The sequence below is a fragment of the Kitasatospora sp. NPDC004669 genome (genome assembly GCF_040609455.1).
Taxonomy (GTDB): Bacteria; Actinomycetota; Actinomycetes; order Streptomycetales; family Streptomycetaceae; genus Kitasatospora.
Genome location: NZ_JBEXKB010000062.1, coordinates 1 through 19,102, shown reverse-complemented (window position 1 = coordinate 19,102; position 19,102 = coordinate 1). Strand labels below are relative to the sequence as shown.

At 73.3% G+C, this 19,102-nt stretch carries 22 protein-coding genes; 14 read left to right on the top strand and 8 right to left on the bottom strand.

Annotated elements, in window-relative coordinates; all coding sequences use genetic code 11:
* Nucleotides 1-593: 593 nt before the first annotated feature.
* The gene (locus ABZW30_RS36140; RefSeq protein WP_355675494.1) at nucleotides 594-872 is read right to left on the bottom strand and encodes a hypothetical protein; all 279 of its coding nucleotides are present in this window, start codon (nucleotides 870-872) and stop codon (nucleotides 594-596) included.
* Nucleotides 869-1,306 (bottom strand): ATP-binding protein, encoded by a 438-nt coding sequence (locus ABZW30_RS36135; protein WP_355675493.1) that lies wholly within the window; start codon nucleotides 1,304-1,306, stop codon nucleotides 869-871. The genes ABZW30_RS36140 and ABZW30_RS36135 overlap by 4 nt, the downstream gene beginning before the upstream one ends.
* Nucleotides 1,307-1,537: 231 nt before the next feature.
* Here ABZW30_RS36135 and ABZW30_RS36130 point away from each other — a divergent pair, with 231 nt between their 5' ends.
* The 3 genes from ABZW30_RS36130 to ABZW30_RS36120 all read left to right on the top strand — a co-directional run bounded on the left by ABZW30_RS36130 (nucleotide 1,538) and on the right by ABZW30_RS36120 (nucleotide 3,174).
* The gene (locus ABZW30_RS36130; protein ID WP_355675492.1) at nucleotides 1,538-2,392 is read left to right on the top strand and encodes a helix-turn-helix transcriptional regulator; all 855 of its coding nucleotides are present in this window, start codon (nucleotides 1,538-1,540) and stop codon (nucleotides 2,390-2,392) included.
* 27 nt (nucleotides 2,393-2,419) lie between these two features.
* Nucleotides 2,420-2,629, top strand: a complete 210-nt coding sequence (locus ABZW30_RS36125) for a DUF397 domain-containing protein (RefSeq protein ID WP_355675491.1) — start codon at nucleotides 2,420-2,422, stop codon at nucleotides 2,627-2,629.
* Nucleotides 2,630-2,847: 218 nt separating this feature from the next.
* Nucleotides 2,848-3,174, top strand: coding sequence for a DUF1330 domain-containing protein (locus ABZW30_RS36120; protein ID WP_355675490.1), 327 nt, complete (start codon nucleotides 2,848-2,850; stop codon nucleotides 3,172-3,174).
* Between the two features lie 7 nt (nucleotides 3,175-3,181).
* On the opposite strand, the gene ABZW30_RS36115 is transcribed toward ABZW30_RS36120, so the two are convergent.
* On the bottom strand, nucleotides 3,182-4,126 hold the full coding sequence (locus tag ABZW30_RS36115) for an NAD-dependent epimerase/dehydratase family protein (protein ID WP_355675489.1): 945 nt from the start codon (nucleotides 4,124-4,126) through the stop codon (nucleotides 3,182-3,184).
* 168 nt (nucleotides 4,127-4,294) lie between these two features.
* Between ABZW30_RS36115 and ABZW30_RS36110 the strand changes: the two genes are divergently transcribed.
* A complete protein-coding gene (locus tag ABZW30_RS36110) occupies nucleotides 4,295-5,635 on the top strand; it encodes an ALF repeat-containing protein (RefSeq protein ID WP_355675488.1) in 1,341 nt (446 codons plus the stop codon).
* Between the two features lie 75 nt (nucleotides 5,636-5,710).
* On the opposite strand, the gene ABZW30_RS36105 is transcribed toward ABZW30_RS36110, so the two are convergent.
* Nucleotides 5,711-5,890 (bottom strand): hypothetical protein, encoded by a 180-nt coding sequence (locus ABZW30_RS36105; protein ID WP_355675487.1) that lies wholly within the window; start codon nucleotides 5,888-5,890, stop codon nucleotides 5,711-5,713.
* An 82-nt stretch (nucleotides 5,891-5,972) separates the two neighbouring features.
* Nucleotides 5,973-6,185, bottom strand: coding sequence for a hypothetical protein (locus ABZW30_RS36100; RefSeq protein WP_355675486.1), 213 nt, complete (start codon nucleotides 6,183-6,185; stop codon nucleotides 5,973-5,975).
* A gap of 114 nt (nucleotides 6,186-6,299) precedes the next feature.
* On the opposite strand from ABZW30_RS36100, the gene ABZW30_RS36095 reads away from it, so the two are divergent.
* From ABZW30_RS36095 to ABZW30_RS36085, 3 genes are read left to right on the top strand one after another with little or no spacing between them, the layout of a single operon-like run.
* A complete protein-coding gene (locus ABZW30_RS36095; RefSeq protein WP_355675485.1) occupies nucleotides 6,300-6,821 on the top strand; it encodes a peptidylprolyl isomerase in 522 nt (173 codons plus the stop codon).
* Nucleotides 6,822-6,847: 26 nt separating this feature from the next.
* Entirely contained in the window at nucleotides 6,848-7,270 is a 423-nt protein-coding gene (locus ABZW30_RS36090) for a hypothetical protein (protein ID WP_355675484.1), read from the top strand.
* A gap of 15 nt (nucleotides 7,271-7,285) precedes the next feature.
* Nucleotides 7,286-7,417 carry a hypothetical protein gene (locus ABZW30_RS36085; protein WP_355675483.1) on the top strand — a complete coding sequence of 44 codons (132 nt, stop codon included), beginning with the start codon at nucleotides 7,286-7,288 and terminating at the stop codon, nucleotides 7,415-7,417.
* A gap of 64 nt (nucleotides 7,418-7,481) precedes the next feature.
* On the opposite strand, the gene ABZW30_RS36080 is transcribed toward ABZW30_RS36085, so the two are convergent.
* Entirely contained in the window at nucleotides 7,482-10,211 is a 2,730-nt protein-coding gene (locus tag ABZW30_RS36080; RefSeq protein ID WP_355675482.1) for a M4 family metallopeptidase, read from the bottom strand.
* A 163-nt stretch (nucleotides 10,212-10,374) separates the two neighbouring features.
* Nucleotides 10,375-10,707, bottom strand: a complete 333-nt coding sequence (locus ABZW30_RS36075; RefSeq protein WP_355675481.1) for a cupin domain-containing protein — start codon at nucleotides 10,705-10,707, stop codon at nucleotides 10,375-10,377.
* A 70-nt stretch (nucleotides 10,708-10,777) separates the two neighbouring features.
* Here ABZW30_RS36075 and ABZW30_RS36070 point away from each other — a divergent pair, with 70 nt between their 5' ends.
* Entirely contained in the window at nucleotides 10,778-11,749 is a 972-nt protein-coding gene (locus tag ABZW30_RS36070; RefSeq protein WP_355675480.1) for a helix-turn-helix domain-containing protein, read from the top strand.
* Between the two features lie 17 nt (nucleotides 11,750-11,766).
* Here ABZW30_RS36070 and ABZW30_RS36065 read toward each other — a convergent pair whose 3' ends face one another.
* Entirely contained in the window at nucleotides 11,767-11,955 is a 189-nt protein-coding gene (locus tag ABZW30_RS36065) for a TetR/AcrR family transcriptional regulator C-terminal domain-containing protein (protein WP_355675479.1), read from the bottom strand.
* Nucleotides 11,956-12,359: 404 nt separating this feature from the next.
* Between ABZW30_RS36065 and ABZW30_RS36060 the strand changes: the two genes are divergently transcribed.
* The 6 genes from ABZW30_RS36060 to ABZW30_RS36035 all read left to right on the top strand — a co-directional run bounded on the left by ABZW30_RS36060 (nucleotide 12,360) and on the right by ABZW30_RS36035 (nucleotide 19,017).
* On the top strand, nucleotides 12,360-13,208 hold the full coding sequence (locus ABZW30_RS36060; RefSeq protein ID WP_355675478.1) for a hypothetical protein: 849 nt from the start codon (nucleotides 12,360-12,362) through the stop codon (nucleotides 13,206-13,208).
* Between the two features lie 53 nt (nucleotides 13,209-13,261).
* Nucleotides 13,262-14,149, top strand: coding sequence for a hypothetical protein (locus tag ABZW30_RS36055; protein ID WP_355675477.1), 888 nt, complete (start codon nucleotides 13,262-13,264; stop codon nucleotides 14,147-14,149).
* Nucleotides 14,146-15,156 (top strand): hypothetical protein, encoded by a 1,011-nt coding sequence (locus tag ABZW30_RS36050; protein ID WP_355675476.1) that lies wholly within the window; start codon nucleotides 14,146-14,148, stop codon nucleotides 15,154-15,156. Before ABZW30_RS36055 ends, ABZW30_RS36050 begins: the two co-directional genes overlap by 4 nt.
* Complete coding sequence (locus ABZW30_RS36045; protein ID WP_355675475.1) at nucleotides 15,153-16,298, top strand: hypothetical protein; 1,146 nt, start codon at nucleotides 15,153-15,155, stop codon at nucleotides 16,296-16,298. The genes ABZW30_RS36050 and ABZW30_RS36045 overlap by 4 nt, the downstream gene beginning before the upstream one ends.
* A 268-nt stretch (nucleotides 16,299-16,566) precedes the next feature.
* The gene (locus tag ABZW30_RS36040) at nucleotides 16,567-16,878 is read left to right on the top strand and encodes a hypothetical protein (RefSeq protein ID WP_355675474.1); all 312 of its coding nucleotides are present in this window, start codon (nucleotides 16,567-16,569) and stop codon (nucleotides 16,876-16,878) included.
* A 3-nt stretch (nucleotides 16,879-16,881) separates the two neighbouring features.
* The gene (locus ABZW30_RS36035) at nucleotides 16,882-19,017 is read left to right on the top strand and encodes a DUF6571 family protein (protein WP_355675473.1); all 2,136 of its coding nucleotides are present in this window, start codon (nucleotides 16,882-16,884) and stop codon (nucleotides 19,015-19,017) included.
* Nucleotides 19,018-19,102: the final 85 nt, after the last annotated feature.

The window sequence follows — 19,102 nt, the reverse complement described above, 5'->3', positions numbered from 1 at the left end:
GCTGCGACGGCGGGGGCAGGCCGAGGAGTGGGAGGTGGTCGGCCATGAGGTGGGTTCGTCGGACGGTCGAAGTTGGCGATCGACCCAGGAAATCGGCCCACGGCGGATCGTTGGACGGGGAGCATGGGCATGGAACTCGACCGTCAGGCGCGGCTCCTCGGTGAGCCGGTACGGTACGGCGGCCGACCGCGACCCCGTGGGAGCGGTCCGTCGCGGAGGTCGGCTTCGTCGCTCCTGCGGAGGTCGATCGTAGGCTTCCCGGGCTTCGTGTGCCTGACCACGGAGGGGATCGCCGCGGAACTTGCCGGGGACGAGGACTGCCCGTACCCGGTCCACTCCGAGCCCGGCGGGCTGCTCTCCTGGGGTTCCGGCCTCAACGCGGACCAGTTCTCTTCTGGCTGCCCGAGGGCGGTGATCCTGATGCCCGGCCGGTGGTCGCGTTCTATCGGAGCCTGGAGGAGTGGGACCGCTTCGACGGCGGCTTCGCGGCCTTTCTGCTCGCCGTCGTCGACGGCACCTTTGGCGAGCCGAGTAGCGGCGGACTTGGTTCCCCGTCCCCGCCCGGCGTGAACGCCAGGCGGGGGCGGGGGAGTTCAGGGCTGGAGGGTGGTGGTGATGGTGATCGGGTGGGCGGTCCAGTCGGTCATCCCGCCGACGTAGAGGGTGGTGCTCCATCTGCCGCCCCGGGCGAGGCAGCGGGCGACGCCCTGGCCGCCGCCGGGGCCGATGCAGATCCGGATGAAGTCCCGGTGGGCCTCGCGGACGGGGAGCCTGCGGATGTGTTCCCACAGGACTGGCAGGGCGTGGTCGAGGCCGGGGAAGAGGGCGGGCGCCATGATGCCAGTGATTCCGGCCCGGACGGCGGTGGTCATGCGGCGGCCTCCTCGGGGGTGACGAGGCACCAGATGAACTTGCCGATGCCGCCCTCGCGCGGGGAACAGCCCCAGCTCTGAGCCAACTTGTGGACGAGGAGCAGGCCCCGGCCGGTCTCGGCGGAAGCGGGGGCTTCGCGGAGCGCGGGCTTCTCGCTGTCGGCGTCGTGCACCTCGATGCGGAGGGTGTTGTCCGGGGTGAGGTTGAAGTGGACGTGGATCAGGCGGTCGCGCGGGACCCGAGCGTGCTGGACGGCGTTGGTGACCAACTCGCTGACGAGCAACTCGCCGGTTGGGAGGAGGAGTTCGCCGACCGGGAAAGGGGCGAGGAAGTCACGGAGCCGCTGACGGGCGACACCGGGGGAGGTTCGGCACCGGGGCAGTCGGCAGGCCTTCTCGGTGGGGGCGGGGGAGGGCGAGTCGGTTTCAGGCATGGCGGAGCCACCTCCGGAATGTGCGGGGTGAGACGGCTGAGAAAGGCATGGGAATGCCCGGGGTGAGCCCGCCATGATCACTGTGTGTGGACGCACTCGCTACTCCAGGTAGCATGCACCTGTATTGGTGCAACCTGCAAGCAGAACAACTGCAACGATGCAGATATGGCTACGCTGGATTGACGAATGGTCACAAGGCAGACTGGGGTCGTCAGGTGAGAGGACTTGCGCATGGCCGATGAACCGAAGCCGACCGTCCGTGCCCGCCGGCTCGGCTCGGAGCTTCGCCGCCTCCGCGAAGCCGTGAACAAGGGGACAGAGGATGCGGCGCAGGCCCTTGCCTGCTCCCGCGCCAAGATCAGCCGCATAGAGACCGGGGTGTCCGGCGTGCGCCGGCTGGACCTCGGGATCCTGCTGGACCTGTACGGGGTGGCTGGCGAGGAGCGTGATGCTCTAGAGGGGCTGGCGAGGGACAGCAAGAAGCGTGGATGGTGGCACGACTACGGCGACACGATCCCCTCGGCCTACGTCGATGTTCTCGGGCTGGAAGACGACGCCCGGTACATCCGCATGTGGCAGACCATGGTGGTCCCCGGCTTGTTGCAGACGAAGGGCTACGCCCGGGCGCTACTGGAAGCCAATCCGGCTGCGGTGCGACCGGAGCGCATCGATCAGCTGGTCGAGATCCGGATGGAGCGCAAGGAAGTCCTCGCGAAGCCGGATCCGGCCCGGTTCTGGGCGATCATCTGGGAGCCTGCGCTCAGGTGCCCGGTGGGAGGGGCGGAGGTGCACCGGGAACAGCTACAGCACTTGACGGAGATGGCGCAGCTGCCCAACGTCACCTTGCAAGTGGTGCCGTTGGACGTCGGCGCGACTGCCGGCGCGTGCGGCGCCTTCGTGATGTACGGCTTCTCCGACTCGCCCACCGCCGGAGCGGTGTTTTTGGAGACACTGACAAGCAGCCACTATCTGGAGCAGCAGGGCGAACTGGATGGCTACGGGCTGGTCTTCGAGTACTTGCGATCAGCTGCTCTGAACCCCAAGGAGTCGCTGGATATGATCGCGGCCATCGCTGCGGCGACATGACGATGAGATCAGAAGGGGTGTGAACACGTGACTGTGCCGGAGAGTGGCGCTCGGGGCTGGTACAAGAGCAGCTACAGCGCCCAGGCGAACGAGTGCGTGGAGGCCCGGCAGTCGGTGGCGAGCGGGATGGCCGTCCGGGACTCGAAGGACCCGGATGGGCCGGCCCTGCTCTTCCCGGCCGATGCCTGGTCCTCGTTCCTCGCAGGGGTCAAGGGTGGGGAGTTTCCGGCCGGCTGAAGCAACAGGGGCGCCCCGCACGGGCTGTGGCCGTGCGGGGCTTCTGCCTGCTGCGCCAGGGCGGGTCCAGGGCCGGGAGGTGGTCGGCCAGGAGGAGGGCACCCGTTTCCGGCCTACGTCACCCCCTACCGATACGTGACTGATTCGGCCCCCACCCCCGGGCCCTACTGTCGGAGACGTCAGACGGAAACGCCCACGACGAACCCGCAGGAGCAGTCATGACCGCCTACGCGATCGCCCAGGTCCACTCGGTGGAGTTCGGCCCCGACATCGTCGAGTACCTGGAGCGCATCGACGCCACCCTCGACCCCTTCGGCGGCCGCTTCATCGTCCACGGCGGCACGTACGAGACGGTGGAGGGCCGCTGGGGTTCGGGCGGGACGATCGTCATCGAGTTCCCCGACCACGAGCGGGCCCGGGCCTGGTGGGACTCGCCCGCCTACCGGGAGATCCTGCCGCTGCGCACCCGGCACATGGTCGCCGACATCATCCTGATCGAGGGCGTGCCGGCCGGCTACCGCGGGGCGGACGCGCTCAATCACTGATGTGCCGTCAGGACTCCAGCCGCTCGCGCCACCATCCGATCGTTGCCGCGAGCTGCTCCTCCAGCGGCGTGACCCGGACCGTGAACGCCGCCTCGTACGCGGAGGCGTCCATGACGAACGGGCGGTCGAACTGGTAGCGGACCTCGCGCAGTTCGCGCAGCAGCGGGGAGAACAGGCCCGCCACGCCCAGCAGGACGGGGGACAACCGGCGCACCGCGACCGGGCCGGTGCCGGCCTCGGCGGCCAGGCGCTCGACCATCGCGCGCACCGGCAGGGCGGGGGCGGTGGGCACGTGCCAGGCCCGGCCCCAGGCGCGCTCCTCGCCTGCGACCTCGGCCAACGCCCGGGCCACGTCCGGCAGGTAGGTCCAGCTGTGCGGGGTGTCCGGGGCGCCGAGCACCGCGACCGGACGGCCCTTCAACAGGGCCGGTATCGCCCGGGCGGCCAGGTGGCCGCCCTCGGTGACGCCTGGTCCGAAGAAGTCCGAGGCCCGCACCTCCACGGCCCGGATCCGCCCGGCCTCGTGCAGCGCCCGTGCCTGCTCCCAGGAAGCCGCCCGTACCCGGCCCTTGGGGCCGGTCGCGGCGAGCGGCAGGTCCTCGGTCATCGGACGGTCGACCGGGCCGTAACCGTAGAGGTTGCCGAGCATGACCAGCACCGCGCCGCTGTCCTCGGCCGCGGCGCACAGCGCGGAGCCGAGGGCGGGCCAGCACTCGGTCCACTGCGGCAGCGGGGGCGCGGCGCAGCCGTAGATCGCGGCGGCGCCGCGGGCGGCCCGGGCCAGCCGCGCGGAGTCGCCGGCGTCCAGGGCGAGGTGTTCGACGCCCGCGGCGGCCGGCCCGGCGGGGCGCCCGGTGCGGGTGACGACCCGGACCTCGTGGCCCTGTTCGGCCAGCAGGCGGGCGGTGGCGGCCCCGGCGGGCCCGTGTCCGACGACCAGATGAAAGCTCACCCGCCCACCCTAGCGGCGTACTTGACCAGGCGGGACACGCCGTCGGGCAGGGTTCGGCGGCGTGCGGCAAATACTGGTATGGCAAAAGTAAAAGAGGATCTATGCTGTGGGGCGTTCATGATCCCTTCACAAGAAGAAGACAGGTTCCGCTGCATGAAGCTGCCCCGGGTGTCCGCTGTCGTCGCGGCCGCCGTCCTGGCCCCCGCCGTCCTGTTCCCCTCGACGGCTTCGGCCGCCGACGCCCCCCAGCCGACCGGGGTCTCCGGCCCTGACACCGCCTCGGGTTCCGCGCCGGACACCGCCCCCACCGAGGGTACCGACGGTCAGGAGCAGCGCGACCGCGCCGAGATCCAGCGGATCCTGGCCGACCAGGAGACCGGGCCCGGGGTGCGCGAGGGTGCCGAGAAGGCGCTCAAGGGCACCGCGGCCGAGATGCGGCACTTCCTGACGGTCGACCTGGCCAAGCTGCGCGGCGACGACATCCGGGTGAAGCTGTCCCAGATCATGGCCGCCGGCGGCCCGGCCGTGCGCGCGGCGGCCGGCAAGGCGCTGGACGGCAGCGACGCGGACGTCGCGAAGTTCCTCAAGGAGGGCTGGCCCGCCGCCCAGGCCGAGGACGACGACCGCGCCGCGATCCAGGCGATCCTGGCCGACAAGGAGACCGGGCCCGGGGTGCGCGAGGGTGCCGAGAAGGCGCTCAAGGGCACCGCGGCCGAGATGCGGCACTTCCTGACGGTCGACCTGGCCAAGCTGCGCGGCGACGACAACCGGGTGAAGGTCTCCCAGCTCCTCGCCACCGGCGGCCGCGAGGTGCGCGAGGGGGCCGCCAAGGCGCTGGACGGCAGCGACGCGGACGTCGCGAAGTTCCTCAAGGAGGGCTGGCCCGCCGCCCAGGCCTCGGACGACCGCGTCGCGGTGTTCGTCGCCCTGTCCGACAAGAACACCGGCCCGTACACCGTCGAGGCCGCCAAGAAGGCGCTCAGCGGCACCCCGGCCGACGTCGCCCACTTCCTGCACGTCGAACTGCCCAAGCTGCGCTCCGACGACAACCGGGTGAAGGTCTCCCAGATCATGGCCGCCGGCGGCCCGGCCGTGCGCGAGGCGGCGGGCAAGGCGATGGACGGCAGCGACGCCGACATCCAGGCCTTCCTCAACGAGGGCTGGGCCAAGGCCCGCGCCCTGGACGAGGCCGCCGCGAACAAGCCCGCCGACAAGCCGGGTGACAAGGCCGCCGACAAGCCGGCCGACAAGTCCGCCGGACAGCAGGGCCAGGGCGCCCAGCAGCCGCAGACCGTCCAGCCGGCCGGCCTGACCGAGACCACCACCACCGGCACCACCGACTCCGGCACCACGGGCACCACCACGGGCACCACCACCACCGGCACCACCGGCACGCTCGCCGCCACCGGCACCGACGGGCTCGGCTGGGAGGCCGGCGGCGCCGCCGCCGCCCTCGCCGCCGGGGCCGCGCTGGTCGCGATCTCCCGCCGCCGCTCCACCGAGAGCTGACACTCGTACCTCCCCGGCCGTCGCCGCCGTCACGGCGACGGCCGGGGATACGCCCCGCCCCGCCACCGGGGCCGCTCAGCCGCCGCCGCGCTCGGCGAACCACCTGGCGATCCGCTCACGCCGACGTGCCGCGTCGGCGCCGTCCAACTGCCCCTCGAAGGCGAGCCGAGCCGCCGCCACCAGCTCCTCCGGCGCCTGCGGGTGCGCGTCGTACACCGCCCACAGCGCGTCCTCGGTCTCCGCGTCCAGGCCCAAGCAGGTCGGCCGCCGGACCCGGTCAGCGCGTCGGCCAGCGCCGCCGTGAACACGTGCCGCAGCCGCTGCTCGTCCGTCAAGCTCAGTCCCCGTCCCCGTCCCCGCTGCTCACGCTCCGCCGCCGCCTGCGCTGACGGCGCTGACCGCGCTCAAGGCGCCGCAGCGCCTCGCCCGCGCCGAGCGTGACGGCCGCGACCGCGCGGACCCAGCGCGGCCCGCCGCGCTCGGCCCACACCACGCAGCCGCATCCGGCGACGACCAGCACCAGCAGTGCGACCAGTACCGCACCGACCACACGGCCACCCCTTTCCTCGGACGGCGGACCCGGTTCGGCCGCGAACCCCCCACTGTGTCAGGATGCCCACCCGAAAGCCCTGATCACCGTACCGATCGACCCGAGGAGTCACCCGTGGCCACTGCCCGGTTCGCCACCCTGCACACCACGGCCGGCCCGATCCGGCTGGAACTGTTCCCGTTCCACGCGCCGAAGACGGTCCGCAACTTCGTCGAACTCGCCGAGGGTGCCAAGGAGTACACCGACCCGCGCACCGGTGAGCCGGGCAGCGGCCCGTACTACGACGGCACGCTCTTCCACCGGGTGATCGCCGGCTTCATGATCCAGGGCGGCGACCCGACCGGCACCGGCACCGGCGGCCCGGGCTACGCCTTCGCGGACGAGTTCCACCCGGAGCTGTTCTTCACCAAGCCCTACCTGCTGGCGATGGCCAACTCCGGCCCGGGCACCAACGGTTCGCAGTTCTTCATCACGGTGGGCACCCCCACCCATCTCAACCGCCGCCACACCATCTTCGGACAGGTCGCCGACGCCGCCTCCAAGGCCGTGGTGGACGCCATCGCCGCCACGCCCACCGAGGACGACCGCCCGGTCGAGGACGTGGTCATCACCTCGGTCGAGATCACCCAGGCCTGACCGGGCCAGCGATGGACCCCGAGCCGATGACGGCCTTCCCTCCCCGCCCCGTGCGCGGTGTGCGGGCGCGCTATGTGCTCCAGTCGGCCTGTGGCGACCTCGCGGACGCCACCGTGGACTTCGAGCCGTGGGAGGAGGGCGTGCACCTGGAGGTCGCCGCCGGCGCCACCGTGCGCGGCGACCCGGCGCCGGAGGACCTCGCCCGCTACCATGCGGCGCTGGTGGCCGGCGTCCGCGAGGAGCTGGCCGGGCAACTGCCGGGCGTCCCGGTGGCGTTGGCGCTGGTCGTGCACCACACCGCCGTGCATGACATGGACACCAGCGAGCGTTCCTACCGCAAGGCGGGGCGACTGGCCGTGCGCGAGGTGCTCACGCGCCTGGGAATGCCGGTGGACGGGGAGACGCCGAGCCGTCGCCCGGTCAAGCGCGGGCGGCGGCAGCGGGCCTGACGACTCAGTCAGGCCGTGCCGGCCACCATCGCCGGCGTCGGCCTGCGCATCGACGAACGCGACCGCCGCATCCTCACCCTGATGACCAGCGGCGCCACCACCCGCTTACGGGTGGGCGTCCAGGCGGCCCGCAGGGGCTGGCTCTGACGGGCAAGCGGGTGGGGCGGCGGGCCCGTTCCGGCCCCGCCGCCCCACCGTCCGGGACGCGTGCTCAGCAGCTGCCCGCCGGGCGCTCGCGCACCACCAGGTCCGCGCGGCCGGCGGTGGCGTCCAGCCACACCACCCGGGTGCCCTGGTCGGCGGCCGGGCTGTACTGGCCGCCGCGGTCGCAGGACAGGCGCTGCGGGGCGCCGCCCGCCAGCGGGACCTGCCACAGCTTGGGCAGCGCGGCGTTGGTCCAGCCACCGGCCGGCCGCTCGGACGTCAGCTGGTAGGTGACGGCCTGGTCGGAGGCGGTCAGGGTGGTGTAACGCGGGGCGTACGGGGAGTCCGCGGACAGCAGGTCGACGACGCCCGAGCCGTTCCCGGCCCCGGAGCGGATGGTGCTGCGGGCGGTGGCCTGGGCGGGGGTGTCCAGCCACAGCAGGCGTCCGCCCGCGAGCAGGGTGGAGGAGACGGTGCTCGGCCCGGAGCCGGCCGGGGCGTGCGCGGTGTACTGCGCGGTGACCTTCCCGGCGGCGATGGAGTAGACGGTCGGCGCGCTCACCTGCTGCCCGCCGTCCTGCCAGGTCTCGGTCCAGCCGAGCAGGCCGTCGCGCAGGGTGAGGTAGGACAGGCGGTGGCCCTCGGGCAGCGGGAGTTCGATGGCCGCGCCGCCGTCGTGGACCAGGTGCGCCCGGGTGCGGCCGGTGGCGTGGTCGGTGACCAGGAAGGCGATGTCCGCGCCGGAGACCTGGAGGCCGGAGGCCCCCTGGGTGGTGGAGTCGAAGAGGCTGCGCACGGGGCCGGCGCCGCTGAGCGGGGCGGTCAGCACCTCCTGGCCCGGGCCCTGGGAGCCACCCTGGGCCTCCCACACGGCGGTGGTGCCGTCGGTGGCGGCCCAGCCGTGGAAGCGCCCGTCCTCGGGGCTGAGCCGTACGGGCTTGCCGCGGCCGTCGGTGGTGCCGGTGTACAGCCCGTTGCCGTCGGGCCCGTTGGCCAGGACCACCCAGTGCCCGTTCGCGGCGACCGGGGTGGCCATGCCGTCGGGGACGTCCGGCAGCAAGGTGCGGCTGTCCATGCCGAGCCGGTGCTGCCAGCCGGGGCGGATCCCGTGCGCGTCGAACGCGGCGGCCACGGCGTGCAGTTGGCGCCCGTCCAGGCCCTGGTCGAGCGCGGCGGCCAGCACCGCGTCGCGGCCGGCGAGGAAGTCGTCCGTCGGGGTGAGGTAGTCGGCGAGCGCGTGGTAGACGACCCGGTCGGCGGTGAGCGGGTCGACGGTGCGCCGGATGTCCCACAGCGCGCCGCTGAAGATGGTGGAGTTGACGTGCACCCCGCCCAGGTCGACGTCGCCGAGGGCGCCCAGGTAGTCGTCCACGGTGGTGCGGTGGTCGTCCAGGCGGCGCTGCGCACAGGCCTGCGGGGTGCCGGTGCGGCACAGGCTCTCGCCCAGCAGCGGGGCGGTGGGGTCGTCCATGGTCAGGCCGCGGGCGGTCACCTCGATGGCGTTGCCGAAGTAGTCGGCGATCCCCTCGTTCATGGCGCCGGACTGGCCGTAGCCGACCAGGTTCGCGGTGTGCTGGATGACGGCGTGGGTCATCTCGTGCCCGGCGATGTCCAGGGCGGCGGAGAACGGGTAGTAGCGGGGGCCGGAGCCGTAGACCATCTTGCGGCCGTCCCAGAACGCGTTCGGGAACGGGCGGCCGTTGTCGCTCACGTTGACGACGGAGACGATCGGGCCGCCCTGGCCGTCCAGGCCGTCGCGCTCCAGCCGGTCGCGGTAGAAGTCGTAGACGATCCCGGCGTTGACGTGGGCGTCGGTGGCGCCGTCGTCCCCGGTGGAGGCGGGGAAGTCGGGGGTGGGGGAGGAGACGGGGGCGGCGTCGGCCGGGACGGTGCGGTCGAAGTCGCCCTGGTCGCGGCCGGCGGCGTCGTAGGTGGTGATGGCGGCGGGACGGGTGAGGTCGGTGAGCTGGTAGGTGCCGTCGGGGCGCTTGGCGGTGTTCAGCGCGGTACTGCGCCCGTGGGCGTCGGGGGCGGTGCCGGTGGCGGGCTGCAGTCCGTCACCGGGGCCGCCGACCGGGGTGGGCGCCGGGTCGGCGGCCCGGGGCGCGCGGGCGTCGTAGGCCAGGGCGACCGTGCCGGCGGTGGCGTCGACGTACACCTCGCGGGCGGTGCCGCCGGCCTTGGGGTGCACGGTGTAGTGCTCGGCGAGGCGGCCGGGGCCACCGGGCAGGATCACCGCCCCCTGGTCCTCGGCGGTGGCGTCGGCGCGCTGCTGCGGGTCGCTCAGCGCGGTCAGCGCGGTGCGGCGCAGGGTGTCGGCCGGGACGGCGGGGGTGGTGGGGGCGGTCAGGCCGGTGAAGTAGCGCCCGCCCGCCGACTGCACCCTCTGCCCGGCGCCCTGGCCGGTGAGGTGCACCAGGTACTGGCCGCCGAGGACGGGGATGCCGCCGTGGCGCTGCTCGAACCTGACGGTGCGCCGGCCGCCCGGGCCGGGGGTGGAGTCGAGCTCGGTCAGCTCGCCGGTGTCGATGCGGTAGCGCTCGGGGTGGGCGGCCAGGTGGGCCAGGGCGGCCCGGGCCGGGTCGCCGGGGGCGGGCTCGTCGAGGCGGGTCACCAGCTGCGGGGCGGCGGTGTCCTTGCCCTCCACCAGGGCCGGCAGCGGATCGGCGCCCGCGGCCGGCACCGGTACGGGCTGCGCGGCCGCGGGCTGGGCCAGGGCCGCGGGCGCGGCCAGCGCCAGTGCCACCGTTGCGGCGGCTATGGCTAACGTGCGGGCGGTACGCGGATGTTGGGGCACGGGCGGTCCTCTCACGCGGGTGCGGGTCGGTGCCGACGGCGCGGCGGCCGTCGGTACCGACCACAATAGGCAGTCTGGCGACATATGTCGATCAACTGCCTATCGACGGTGCGGGTGCCGCCCCGCTCCCGTCCACGTCCGCGCGGGTGCCGCGTTCAGGCCGTCAGGCGGCCGAGAGGGTGATCCCGAGCATCCGTGCGCCGGTCTCCGTGCGCGGCCGGTGGCGGCTGCCCGGCGCGAACACCACGTAGCTGCCCGCCGGGTGCCGCTCGTCCCCCTCGATCACCTCACCGCTGAGCACGTAGTAGCGCTCCTCGGTGTGGTGCACGTCCACCTCCGGCCACTCGCTGCCCGGCGCGAAGTCGATCAGCCAGCCACGGGCGTACCCGGTGGCGGTCAGCCGCCGCCGCACGATCCCCGGCCCGACCTCGACCGGTTCCACGTCGTCGGCCAGCAGCGTCGTCTTCAGCGCGTCGTTCCCGTCGTTCTCGCTCATGCCCCCACTGTGGCCGCCGCCGCCCCGCCGCCCCAGAGTCCAGAAAGACATCATCGGGTACATTCCTGCCATGGACGCCTCTGCCGCGAACGCGGCCCGCCACCGGGTGGTGGCCCTGCTCGGCGCGCCCCAGGCGCCGTTCGAACTCGCCTGCGCCGCCGAGGTCTTCGGCACCGAACGGGCCGGACTGCCCTCCCACTACGACTTCACCCTGTGCACCCGGACCCCCGGCCCGGTGCCGACCACCCTCGGCGTCCCGCTGACGGTCGACGCGGGCCTGGAGGCGCTGGAGCGGGCCGACACCGTGGTCGTCCCCGGCTGGCAGCCGCCGGGATCCCCGGTGCCGCCGCCCGTCCTGGACGCGCTGCGCGCCGCCCGCGCCCGCGGCGCCCGGATCGTGTCCATCTGCACCGGCGCCTTCGTCCTGGCCCAGGCCGGACTGCTGGACGGGCGCCGCGCCACCACCCACTGGGCCCGCACCGCCCAACTCGCCGCCGAGTACCCGGCCCTGACGGTCGACCGGGACGTGCTGTACGTCGACCACGGCGACGTCGCCACCAGCGCCGGGTCCGGCGCGGGCATCGACCTGTGCCTGCACCTGCTGCGCCGCGACCACGGCGCCGCCTACGCCGCCCAGGTCGCCCGGCACATGGTGCTGCCTCCGCACCGCGAGGGCAGCCAGCTGCAGTACGCCGCCGTCCCGGCGCCCGCGCGGGCGGACGAGTCGCTGGCCCCGCTGCTGGAGTGGGCCGAGGGGCGCCTGGGGGAGCGGCTGACCCTGGAGGACCTGGCCGCCCGCGCCGGGCTCTCCGGGCGCACCCTGGCCCGGCGCTTCACCGAGCAGCTCGGCACCAGCCCCGGCCAGTGGCTGCTGGCCCGGCGCATCGACGCCGCCCGGGCGCTGCTGGAGCAGACCGACCTGCCGGTGGAGGCCGTGGCCGTACGGGTCGGCCTGGCCTCCGCCGTCAACCTGCGCCGCCGCTTCCACACCGCGCTCGGCACCACCCCCGGCGCCTACCGCCGCACCTTCGGCGGCGCCTGAACCAACTAGGGCTTCCTTCAGGGAAGTCGGAGGATCCGGGCGAGGCCGAACTCGAAGCGTTCGTCGAAGCCGCCGGACTTCAGGTGGCGCGCCACCCGGCTCAGCGCCGGGTAGGCACCGCCCCCGACACCCCCGACGCCCACCCGCTCCCCGACGACCTTCTCGGCGACGAAGGTCGCGTCGAGCGCCCTGGGGAACCCGCCCACGACCAGCACCGTGCCCTGGATGCCTGTCGCCCGGTCACCGTAGCGCCGGCGTCCGGGTGGTGAGCCGCTTCGTCCGCGAATGCCTTCGGTCTTTTCCGCGCGCACCGGCCGGTTGCGTTTGGATTACGGCGTGTCCGGTTTGCGGCCGTTGGGTGGGAGTGTGGTGATTGAATTTGTTGGCACCGCTGTCATCGGACTCTCATAATGCCTGCTGAGACACGTGACGGACGGTCCGGAGAGCCGCAGGGGAGCGGAATCCGAGAGTGGTCCGCGTGCGAAATCCACTTTTCCCTTGGGGGAGTCCTTTGTCCGCGCCCGAAAACGAGAGCGCTTTCGCCGATCCGCCGCCGAAGCCGGCCGCGGAGCCCGAGGCTGTTGCCGCGCCCGAGCCGGCTGCAGAGCCCGTGCCCGAGCCCGAGCCCGTCGCGGAGCCCGCGCTCGGGCCCGTGCCCGTGCCCGAGCCCGTCGCGGAGCCCGTGCCCGCGCCCGGTCCCACCCCGCGCCGCCTGCCGCGCGCCGTCGGCGTCGCGCTGGCCACCGCCGGGCTGCTCGCCGTCACGGCGGCCAGCGCGGCGGTGACCGTCGCGGTCGGCAAGCCGGACACCCGCCCGGCCGCCGCCGCGCCCGCCCCGACCACCACCGCTTCGGCGAGTGCGAGTGCGAGTGCGAGCGCCACGCCCTCCGCCGTGCCGGTCCCGGTGCCGACCGCAGTCCCGACCGAGCCCAAGCCCGCCAGCACCGTCAAGGGCACCGTCAACGGTTCCACGCACGAGGGCGACCTGCGCTACTTCCTGCTCCCGATCCCCGACGGCGGCGAGTCGTACGGGCCCGCGGACGGGATGGCGATGACCCACGACGAGGTCTCCGCGATGTTCGGCAAGCCGGACGACATCGACACCCTCCTCAAGGACCTCGGCTACAAGGACGGTGCCCTCCGCACCTACCGGACGGCCGACGGCAAGGCCGAAGTGACCGTCACCCTGCTGCACCTCGGCTCCGCCGAGATCGCCGGCAGGTTCGTCAAGTTCTACAACATCAAGTCGGAGGAGCCGATCGACATCGACGGCGACCCGAACGCCCACGGCTTCCGGAAGAAGCCCAAGAACGAGGCGTTCACCGGCTCGATGACCGGCATCGGCAGCCAGGGCGACGTCCAGTACACCATCGACGTCGAGGTGAAGGGCACGCCGGACAAGGCGCTGCTGAACGACCTGATGAAGCGCCAGCGCGAGTGGCTCGCCTCCGGCGGCTGAGCTTGCGCCCGCCCACCGACGCCACCCCTTCCTCCTCCTCTGGAGCCACTTCCGTGACCACCGAACCCGCGCAGCCGCCGCCCGCGCCGGCCGACGCCCCGCCCGCGCCAGCCGTCCCGCCGGCCGTCCCGCCGGCGCAGCCCGAACCGGCCGCACAGCCCGAGCCGCCTGCGCAGCCCGTTCCCCCGCAGCCCCAAACCCCGCGCGCCACAGGTGAGTTGACCGCCGACCCCGACCTGCCGTCGGCTGCCCCCGAGGCCGCGCCGCGCGCCCCGCGCCGCCCCCGCCCGGTGCTGCTGTCCACCTGCGCCCTGGTGCTGGGCGCGCTGGCCGGCGGCGGTGTCGGCTACGCGATCCAGGCCCAGCGCCCGCCCACGCCGCTGCCGAAGCTGCAGGTCGCCCGCCCGTCCTACCCGGCCCTGGTGGTGGACCCGACCGCCTTCGCCGCCGAGCAGCCCGCGCCGCCGGCCATCGACGGCGACCTGCGCAAACTGCTGATCAGCGCCCCGGACGGCAGCGGCCCCTGGGGCGACCTCCCGGACAAGCCGAGCTGGATGTCGGCCGGGGACCTCGCCGACCACAGCGGCAGGCCGGGACCGGTGTTCAAGGACCTGCTGTCCACCGGCTTCCGGCGCGCGGTCGAGGTGGACTGGAAGAAGGACGACATCAGGTACCGCGTCCTGCTCACCCAGTACGCGCCCGACCACTCCGACGAGGCGAAGTCCCACCGCGCGGAGCCCTTCGCCGACGGCGCCAACGGCGGCTACACGGTGTACAACGTGCCCAGGTACTGGTCCGACAGCAACGACCAGTACTACTACGGCTTCGCCACCGCCAAGCGCGGCACGGTGCAGATGACCGTGGAGATCTTCAGCCCCAAGCAGGTGGACTCCGGGGCCCTCAAGGACCTTGCGAAGCAGCAGTGGGAGCGGCTGGTATGAGCGACGACACCGTGACCGGAACCCCGTCCACCCCGGACGTCCCGTCCACCCCGGAGGTCCCGGACGTCCCGGACACCCCCGAACCGGCCCCGATCGCCGCCGCGCCCGTGGCCCCGCCCGTCGCGCCGCCCGGTCCCGAGCAGCAGCCGTCCGCGGAGCAGCAGCCGTCCGCGGAGCAGCGGCCGTCCACGGAACAGGCGTTCACGGCGCAGCCCTTCGGGCAGCCCTTCACCGAGCCCACCGGTGAGCAGCAGCCCGCCGCGCCCCGCCCCGCCTCCCGCCGCCTGCTGCGCGCGGGCGCCGCGACCGCCGCGGCGGCGCTGGTGGGCGTGGCGATCGGCATCGGCATCATCAAGACCCAGTACGACGACCCCGCCCCGGCCACCGCCGCCGGCCCCACCGGCGCGCCCGCCCCGACGGCGAGTGCCACGCCGTTCGGCGCCAAGTCCAACGGCAGCCACTTCGGCTCGCTGCGCGACCTGCTGCTGCCCGTTCCGGCCGGCTACGAACTCGGCCCGGACCAGGGCGGCTACGGCAACGACACCGAGTACGGCACCGGGCAGCTGGCCGGCGAGCTGGAGGCCGAACTCCAGCAGATCCCCAAGGACAAGCGCGAGCAGCTCCGCTCCTACTGGGAGGGCCTGCACGTCAAGGGCACCGGCGTGCGGACCTACCGCAGCAGCGGGGACGACCTGGTGATCGGGCTTCGGCTGCGCCAGTTCAACCAGCAGGAGGTGCAGAAGATCAACGAGTACACCGCGGTGTTCACCGGCGACACCGGCATCTTCCGCGTCGGCCCGCAGGTCCCCGGTCACCCCGAGGCGCACTGCTACCTGATGCCGGCGCCGCCGTCCGCGCCGATCGACCACCTGGAGTGCTCGGCCGCCGAGGGCGACCTCCTGGTGATCATGGAGACCGAGGGTTTGGCGCCGCTGCCCAAGGACAAGATCGTCGCCCTCTTCACCATGCAGCTCGACCGCCTCGCCCTCCCGGGAGCGTCCGTATGACCGACCAGCCCGCCGCCCCGCAGCCCGTGCCGGACCCGGCCGCCCCGGCCCCGGCCGAGACCCGGGCGGTCTCCGGGGCCCCTGCCCCCGCTGAGGCTCCGGCAGCCCCGGCAGCCCCGGCAGCCCCCGCGCTCCCGGAGTCCGGCGAGACCCCCGAGGCCGCGCAGACCCCCGGGACGCAGGAGGCCCAGGAGCCCCCGGAGAGCTTGGCGACCCCGGAGAGCCTGGAGACGCCCGAGGAGCAGGCCGCCCGGCGCACCCGCCGCCGCAAGGCCGCCGTGCGCTGGAGCTGCGCCGTCCTGGTGTTCGCCCTCGCCGGCACCGGTGCCGCGATGGCCGTCACCACCCCCGAGCGCACCGACATCCCCGGCCTGGCCACCGCGAACGACGGCCGCTACACCTTCCCGCCCCTGACCCTGCCGCCCCTGCCCTCGGGCAAGGCCGCGCCGGACCGCAAGGGCAAGGTGCTCCACTACGCGGACCTGCGCTACCTGCTGCTGCCCGCGCCCAAGGAGGCGGGCGGCTCCGTGACCGCGCCGGTCTTCCCGGTGCCCACCGCGACCCCCTCGGCGTCGTCCTCCGCCACGCCCTCCGACGCCCCCTCGGCGAGCCCGACCCCCTCGGCGTCGGCCACCCCCTCGGCGTCGGCCACCCCCTCGGCGTCGGCCGCTTCCTCGGCGTCCGCCGGGACGGCCCTCGCCTCCTGGGTCCCGTGCGACGCGATCCTCGCCGAGCAGAAGGACCCGGCCAAGTCGCGTGGGCTGCTCCTGCAGAACGTGTGCCGGGCGGCCACCGTCCGGGAGTGGACGGCCTCCGACGGCACCCGCACCCAGATCCGGTTGCTGCGCTTCGGTTCCTCGACGGAGGGCTGGGACACCTTCTCCAGCCTGCGCTCGGACAGCCCGGCCAAGGCCGCGCCCGACGCGAAGACCGCCCCCCACAGCGACTGGGACACCGTCGACGGCGTCGACGTGACTCTCAAGGACTCGCCGGAGACCGCCGGCAAGGGGGTGCCGACCACCCGCCTGGCGTACCTGTCCGCCTCCGACGTCGTGGCCGTCATCACCATGACCAACCCCCAGGGCGTCCCCACCTCGGCGTTCCGTCAGGTCGTCACCCTCCAGTCCGACCTGCTCGCCTGACCGCCCTCGGCCGCCTCGACCCCGCCCGCCGGCAGCCCCGCCGGCGGGCGGTTCGCGTTGCGGGCTCCGCCCCGTTCGTCCCCGTCCGCGTGTCACCTCGCCCCGCCCGTGCGCCACTTGGCGCGCCGGGGCCGGAACCCGCAGAGACGAAACGGTGACAAACCCATGGTGATTCCCTTGCCGATTCCGGTGTCTTCCGGGTTTACGATCATCGGCGCCCGTTGTACACACCACACAACCGGGCCAACAGACATGGGGGAATCGACAGATGAGCACACCGGCAGCAGGCGGATTCGCGGTCGACCACGCCGCGATGGACAAGGCGCACGGCACGCTGGTCAACCTGGCCCACGACTGTCCCACCGCCGGCGCCGTCGCGAACGACGCCACCGGGACGGCCGTCACCGCGCTCAAGGGCTGGGCCAGCGCCGGGGCGTTGAAGGACTCGCTGGACGAGTGGCACCAGCAGGTCCAGCAGCTGACCGGCCGGCTGAACGCCAACGCCGCCGCGATGCAGTCGACCACGTTCAACTACCGCAACACCAACCTGTCCATCGCCCAGTCCCTCCAGGTGCAGTGACCCATGCTCGGATACGAGGACGTACTCAACGCCAACCCCGACGCCCTGTCCACCGCCGCCGCCCAGTGGCGCGCGATGGCCGCGCGCTTCCACACCATGCAGACCACCATGCAGCAGGACGTGCTGGGCGGCACCGGCACCGGGACAGGTGCGTGGTGGACCGGCAGCACCGCCACCCTCGCCAACGCCCAACTCCTCGCCACCAAGGGCCAGATCGTCGACGCCCAGACCGAGGCCAACGCGATGGCCTCGCTGCTCGACGAGGCGCACACCGACTTCGCCGCGGCGCAGAAGCAGACCCGCGACGCCGCGGACGGCGCGGTCAAGGACGGCTTCAAGGTCACCGGCACCGGCACCGCCGTGTTCGACGAGAGCACGCTCGACCCGGCGACCCGCCGCGCCCTGGTGCACGACCCGGAGGGCCGGCAGTCGTACGAGGACGCCGCCGACAAGTGGACCAAGGCGATAGCCGCCGGCATCCAGGCCGCCACCCGCGCCGACGAGCGGATCGCCGCGGCCCTGCGCGGCGCCTCCAAGGCGAACAACCTGCTGGACACCACCTTCAACGGCAAGGCGGTGGGCGGCGGTGACGCGGGCGACGCGCAGCGCGCCTACGACCTGGCCACCAACCTGGACAGCCTCGACGCGGGCCAGCTCTCGCAGCTGCAGGACCTGATGAAGGACAAGGCGGACCACCCCGAGTTCTCCCAGGCCCTGCTCGACAGGCTCGGCCCGGACGGCATGATCAAGCTCGCCCAGAAGCTGGGCAGCCCGAGCGGTGACAAGAAGGCCGCCTACACCGACCTGCAAGGCGGCCTCACCCACGCCCTGGCCTCCGCCACCCAGGACACCAACACCGACTTCTACCGCCACTGGCGCGAGGGCGTGAAGAACGCCGGCTACAACAACTACGGCTCCAACACGGATCCGGTGTACGGCTACCAGATCCTGACCACCCTGATGACCAAGGGCGACGCCAAGTACTCCGCCCCGATGCTCGGCGACCTGGCCGACGACATCACCGAGACGGAGAAGAAGCACCCGGACGCGTGGAGCTACAAGGCCGGTCACAGCGGCGACCCGCTGGGCGCCGACCCGCTGGACAACGTGCTGTCCGTCATGGGCCGTGAGCCCGAGGCGGCCACCGCCTACCTGGACCCGAACGCGGGCGGCGGCAACCAGCACCTGCACTACCTGCTCAAGGACCGCAAGTGGCCGGACGGTTGGATCGCCAACCCCTACGCCGGCGTGGTCAAGGTCCCGGACCCGCTGTCCCAGAGCGGTCTGGGCGCGGCGCTGGAGGCCGCGACCACCGGCCAGCCGGCCGGCGCCCCGCACACCGGTCAGCACACCGAGGCGCAGGCCCGGATCATGCACGACACCATCACGACCCTGGACGAGGGCCAGGGCGGCAACAAGATCAAGGACACCCTGCGCCAGCCGCTGGCCAACGCCCTGGCGGACTACACCAACGACACCCACGAGATCTTCAACGGCCGCAACTCCCAGTACACCGACCACGGCAGCTCGGTGTGGACCGACGGCAGCGGCACGGTGCACATGGGCGTCGGCGAGGACAGCCTGGTGCGGGTCATGCGCGGGCTGTCGGACAACCCGGACGCCTACGCCACCCTGCACAAGGCCGAGAGCGCGAAGATCGCCCAGGAGCTCTCCTCGATCGGGCCCAACCCGTCGCAGAACGACATCCAGGACGTGATGAACAAGGGCGCCGCGAGTCTCGGCGTCTACGACGCGATCCGCGCGGACGTCGCGATGGGCCAGCGCGACGACGCCAACCTCCAGGCCGACTGGAAGGCCAAGGTCGCGTACCACGTCATCGGCGCGCCGCCGACCCTCATCCCGTGGGTCGGCGACAGCGCCCAGCGCCTGGTCGACACCTGGGCCTGGGAGTGGGACAACCAGATGAAGGACCACAACAACAGCATCGCCAACGCCAAGATCTCCGACACCTACCTGGACGCCAACAACGAGATGACCCACCTGGTCAGCGGCTGGGCCAAGGACCGCGGCATGGACCCGGACAGCAGCATGATCCACGTCGTGGAGGACGCCTCCCACGACCGCCGCTCCACCAGCGCCACCACCGCCGGCCACTTCCTCGGCCGCGGCAACTCCTGACCTCCGCCGCCGCGGCCGGGGGGGGCCCCCCCCCCGGGCCGCCGGCGGCCCGGCCCGCGGGGGGGGGGGTGTGGGGGAGAGCGGG

Excerpts from the sequence above, each read along its gene's own strand:
- ABZW30_RS36140 (WP_355675494.1), bottom strand. The coding sequence starts at position 872 with ATGACCACCGCCGTCCGGGCCGGAATCACTGGCATCATGGCGCCCGCC.
- ABZW30_RS36135 (WP_355675493.1), bottom strand. The coding sequence starts at position 1,306 with ATGCCTGAAACCGACTCGCCCTCCCCCGCCCCCACCGAGAAGGCCTGC.
- ABZW30_RS36130 (WP_355675492.1), top strand. The coding sequence starts at position 1,538 with ATGGCCGATGAACCGAAGCCGACCGTCCGTGCCCGCCGGCTCGGCTCG.
- ABZW30_RS36120 (WP_355675490.1), top strand. The coding sequence starts at position 2,848 with ATGACCGCCTACGCGATCGCCCAGGTCCACTCGGTGGAGTTCGGCCCC.
- ABZW30_RS36090 (WP_355675484.1), top strand. The coding sequence starts at position 6,848 with ATGACGGCCTTCCCTCCCCGCCCCGTGCGCGGTGTGCGGGCGCGCTAT.
- ABZW30_RS36075 (WP_355675481.1), bottom strand. The coding sequence starts at position 10,707 with ATGAGCGAGAACGACGGGAACGACGCGCTGAAGACGACGCTGCTGGCC.
- ABZW30_RS36070 (WP_355675480.1), top strand. The coding sequence starts at position 10,778 with ATGGACGCCTCTGCCGCGAACGCGGCCCGCCACCGGGTGGTGGCCCTG.
- ABZW30_RS36050 (WP_355675476.1), top strand. The coding sequence starts at position 14,146 with ATGAGCGACGACACCGTGACCGGAACCCCGTCCACCCCGGACGTCCCG.
- ABZW30_RS36045 (WP_355675475.1), top strand. The coding sequence starts at position 15,153 with ATGACCGACCAGCCCGCCGCCCCGCAGCCCGTGCCGGACCCGGCCGCC.
- ABZW30_RS36040 (WP_355675474.1), top strand. The coding sequence starts at position 16,567 with ATGAGCACACCGGCAGCAGGCGGATTCGCGGTCGACCACGCCGCGATG.
- ABZW30_RS36035 (WP_355675473.1), top strand. The coding sequence starts at position 16,882 with ATGCTCGGATACGAGGACGTACTCAACGCCAACCCCGACGCCCTGTCC.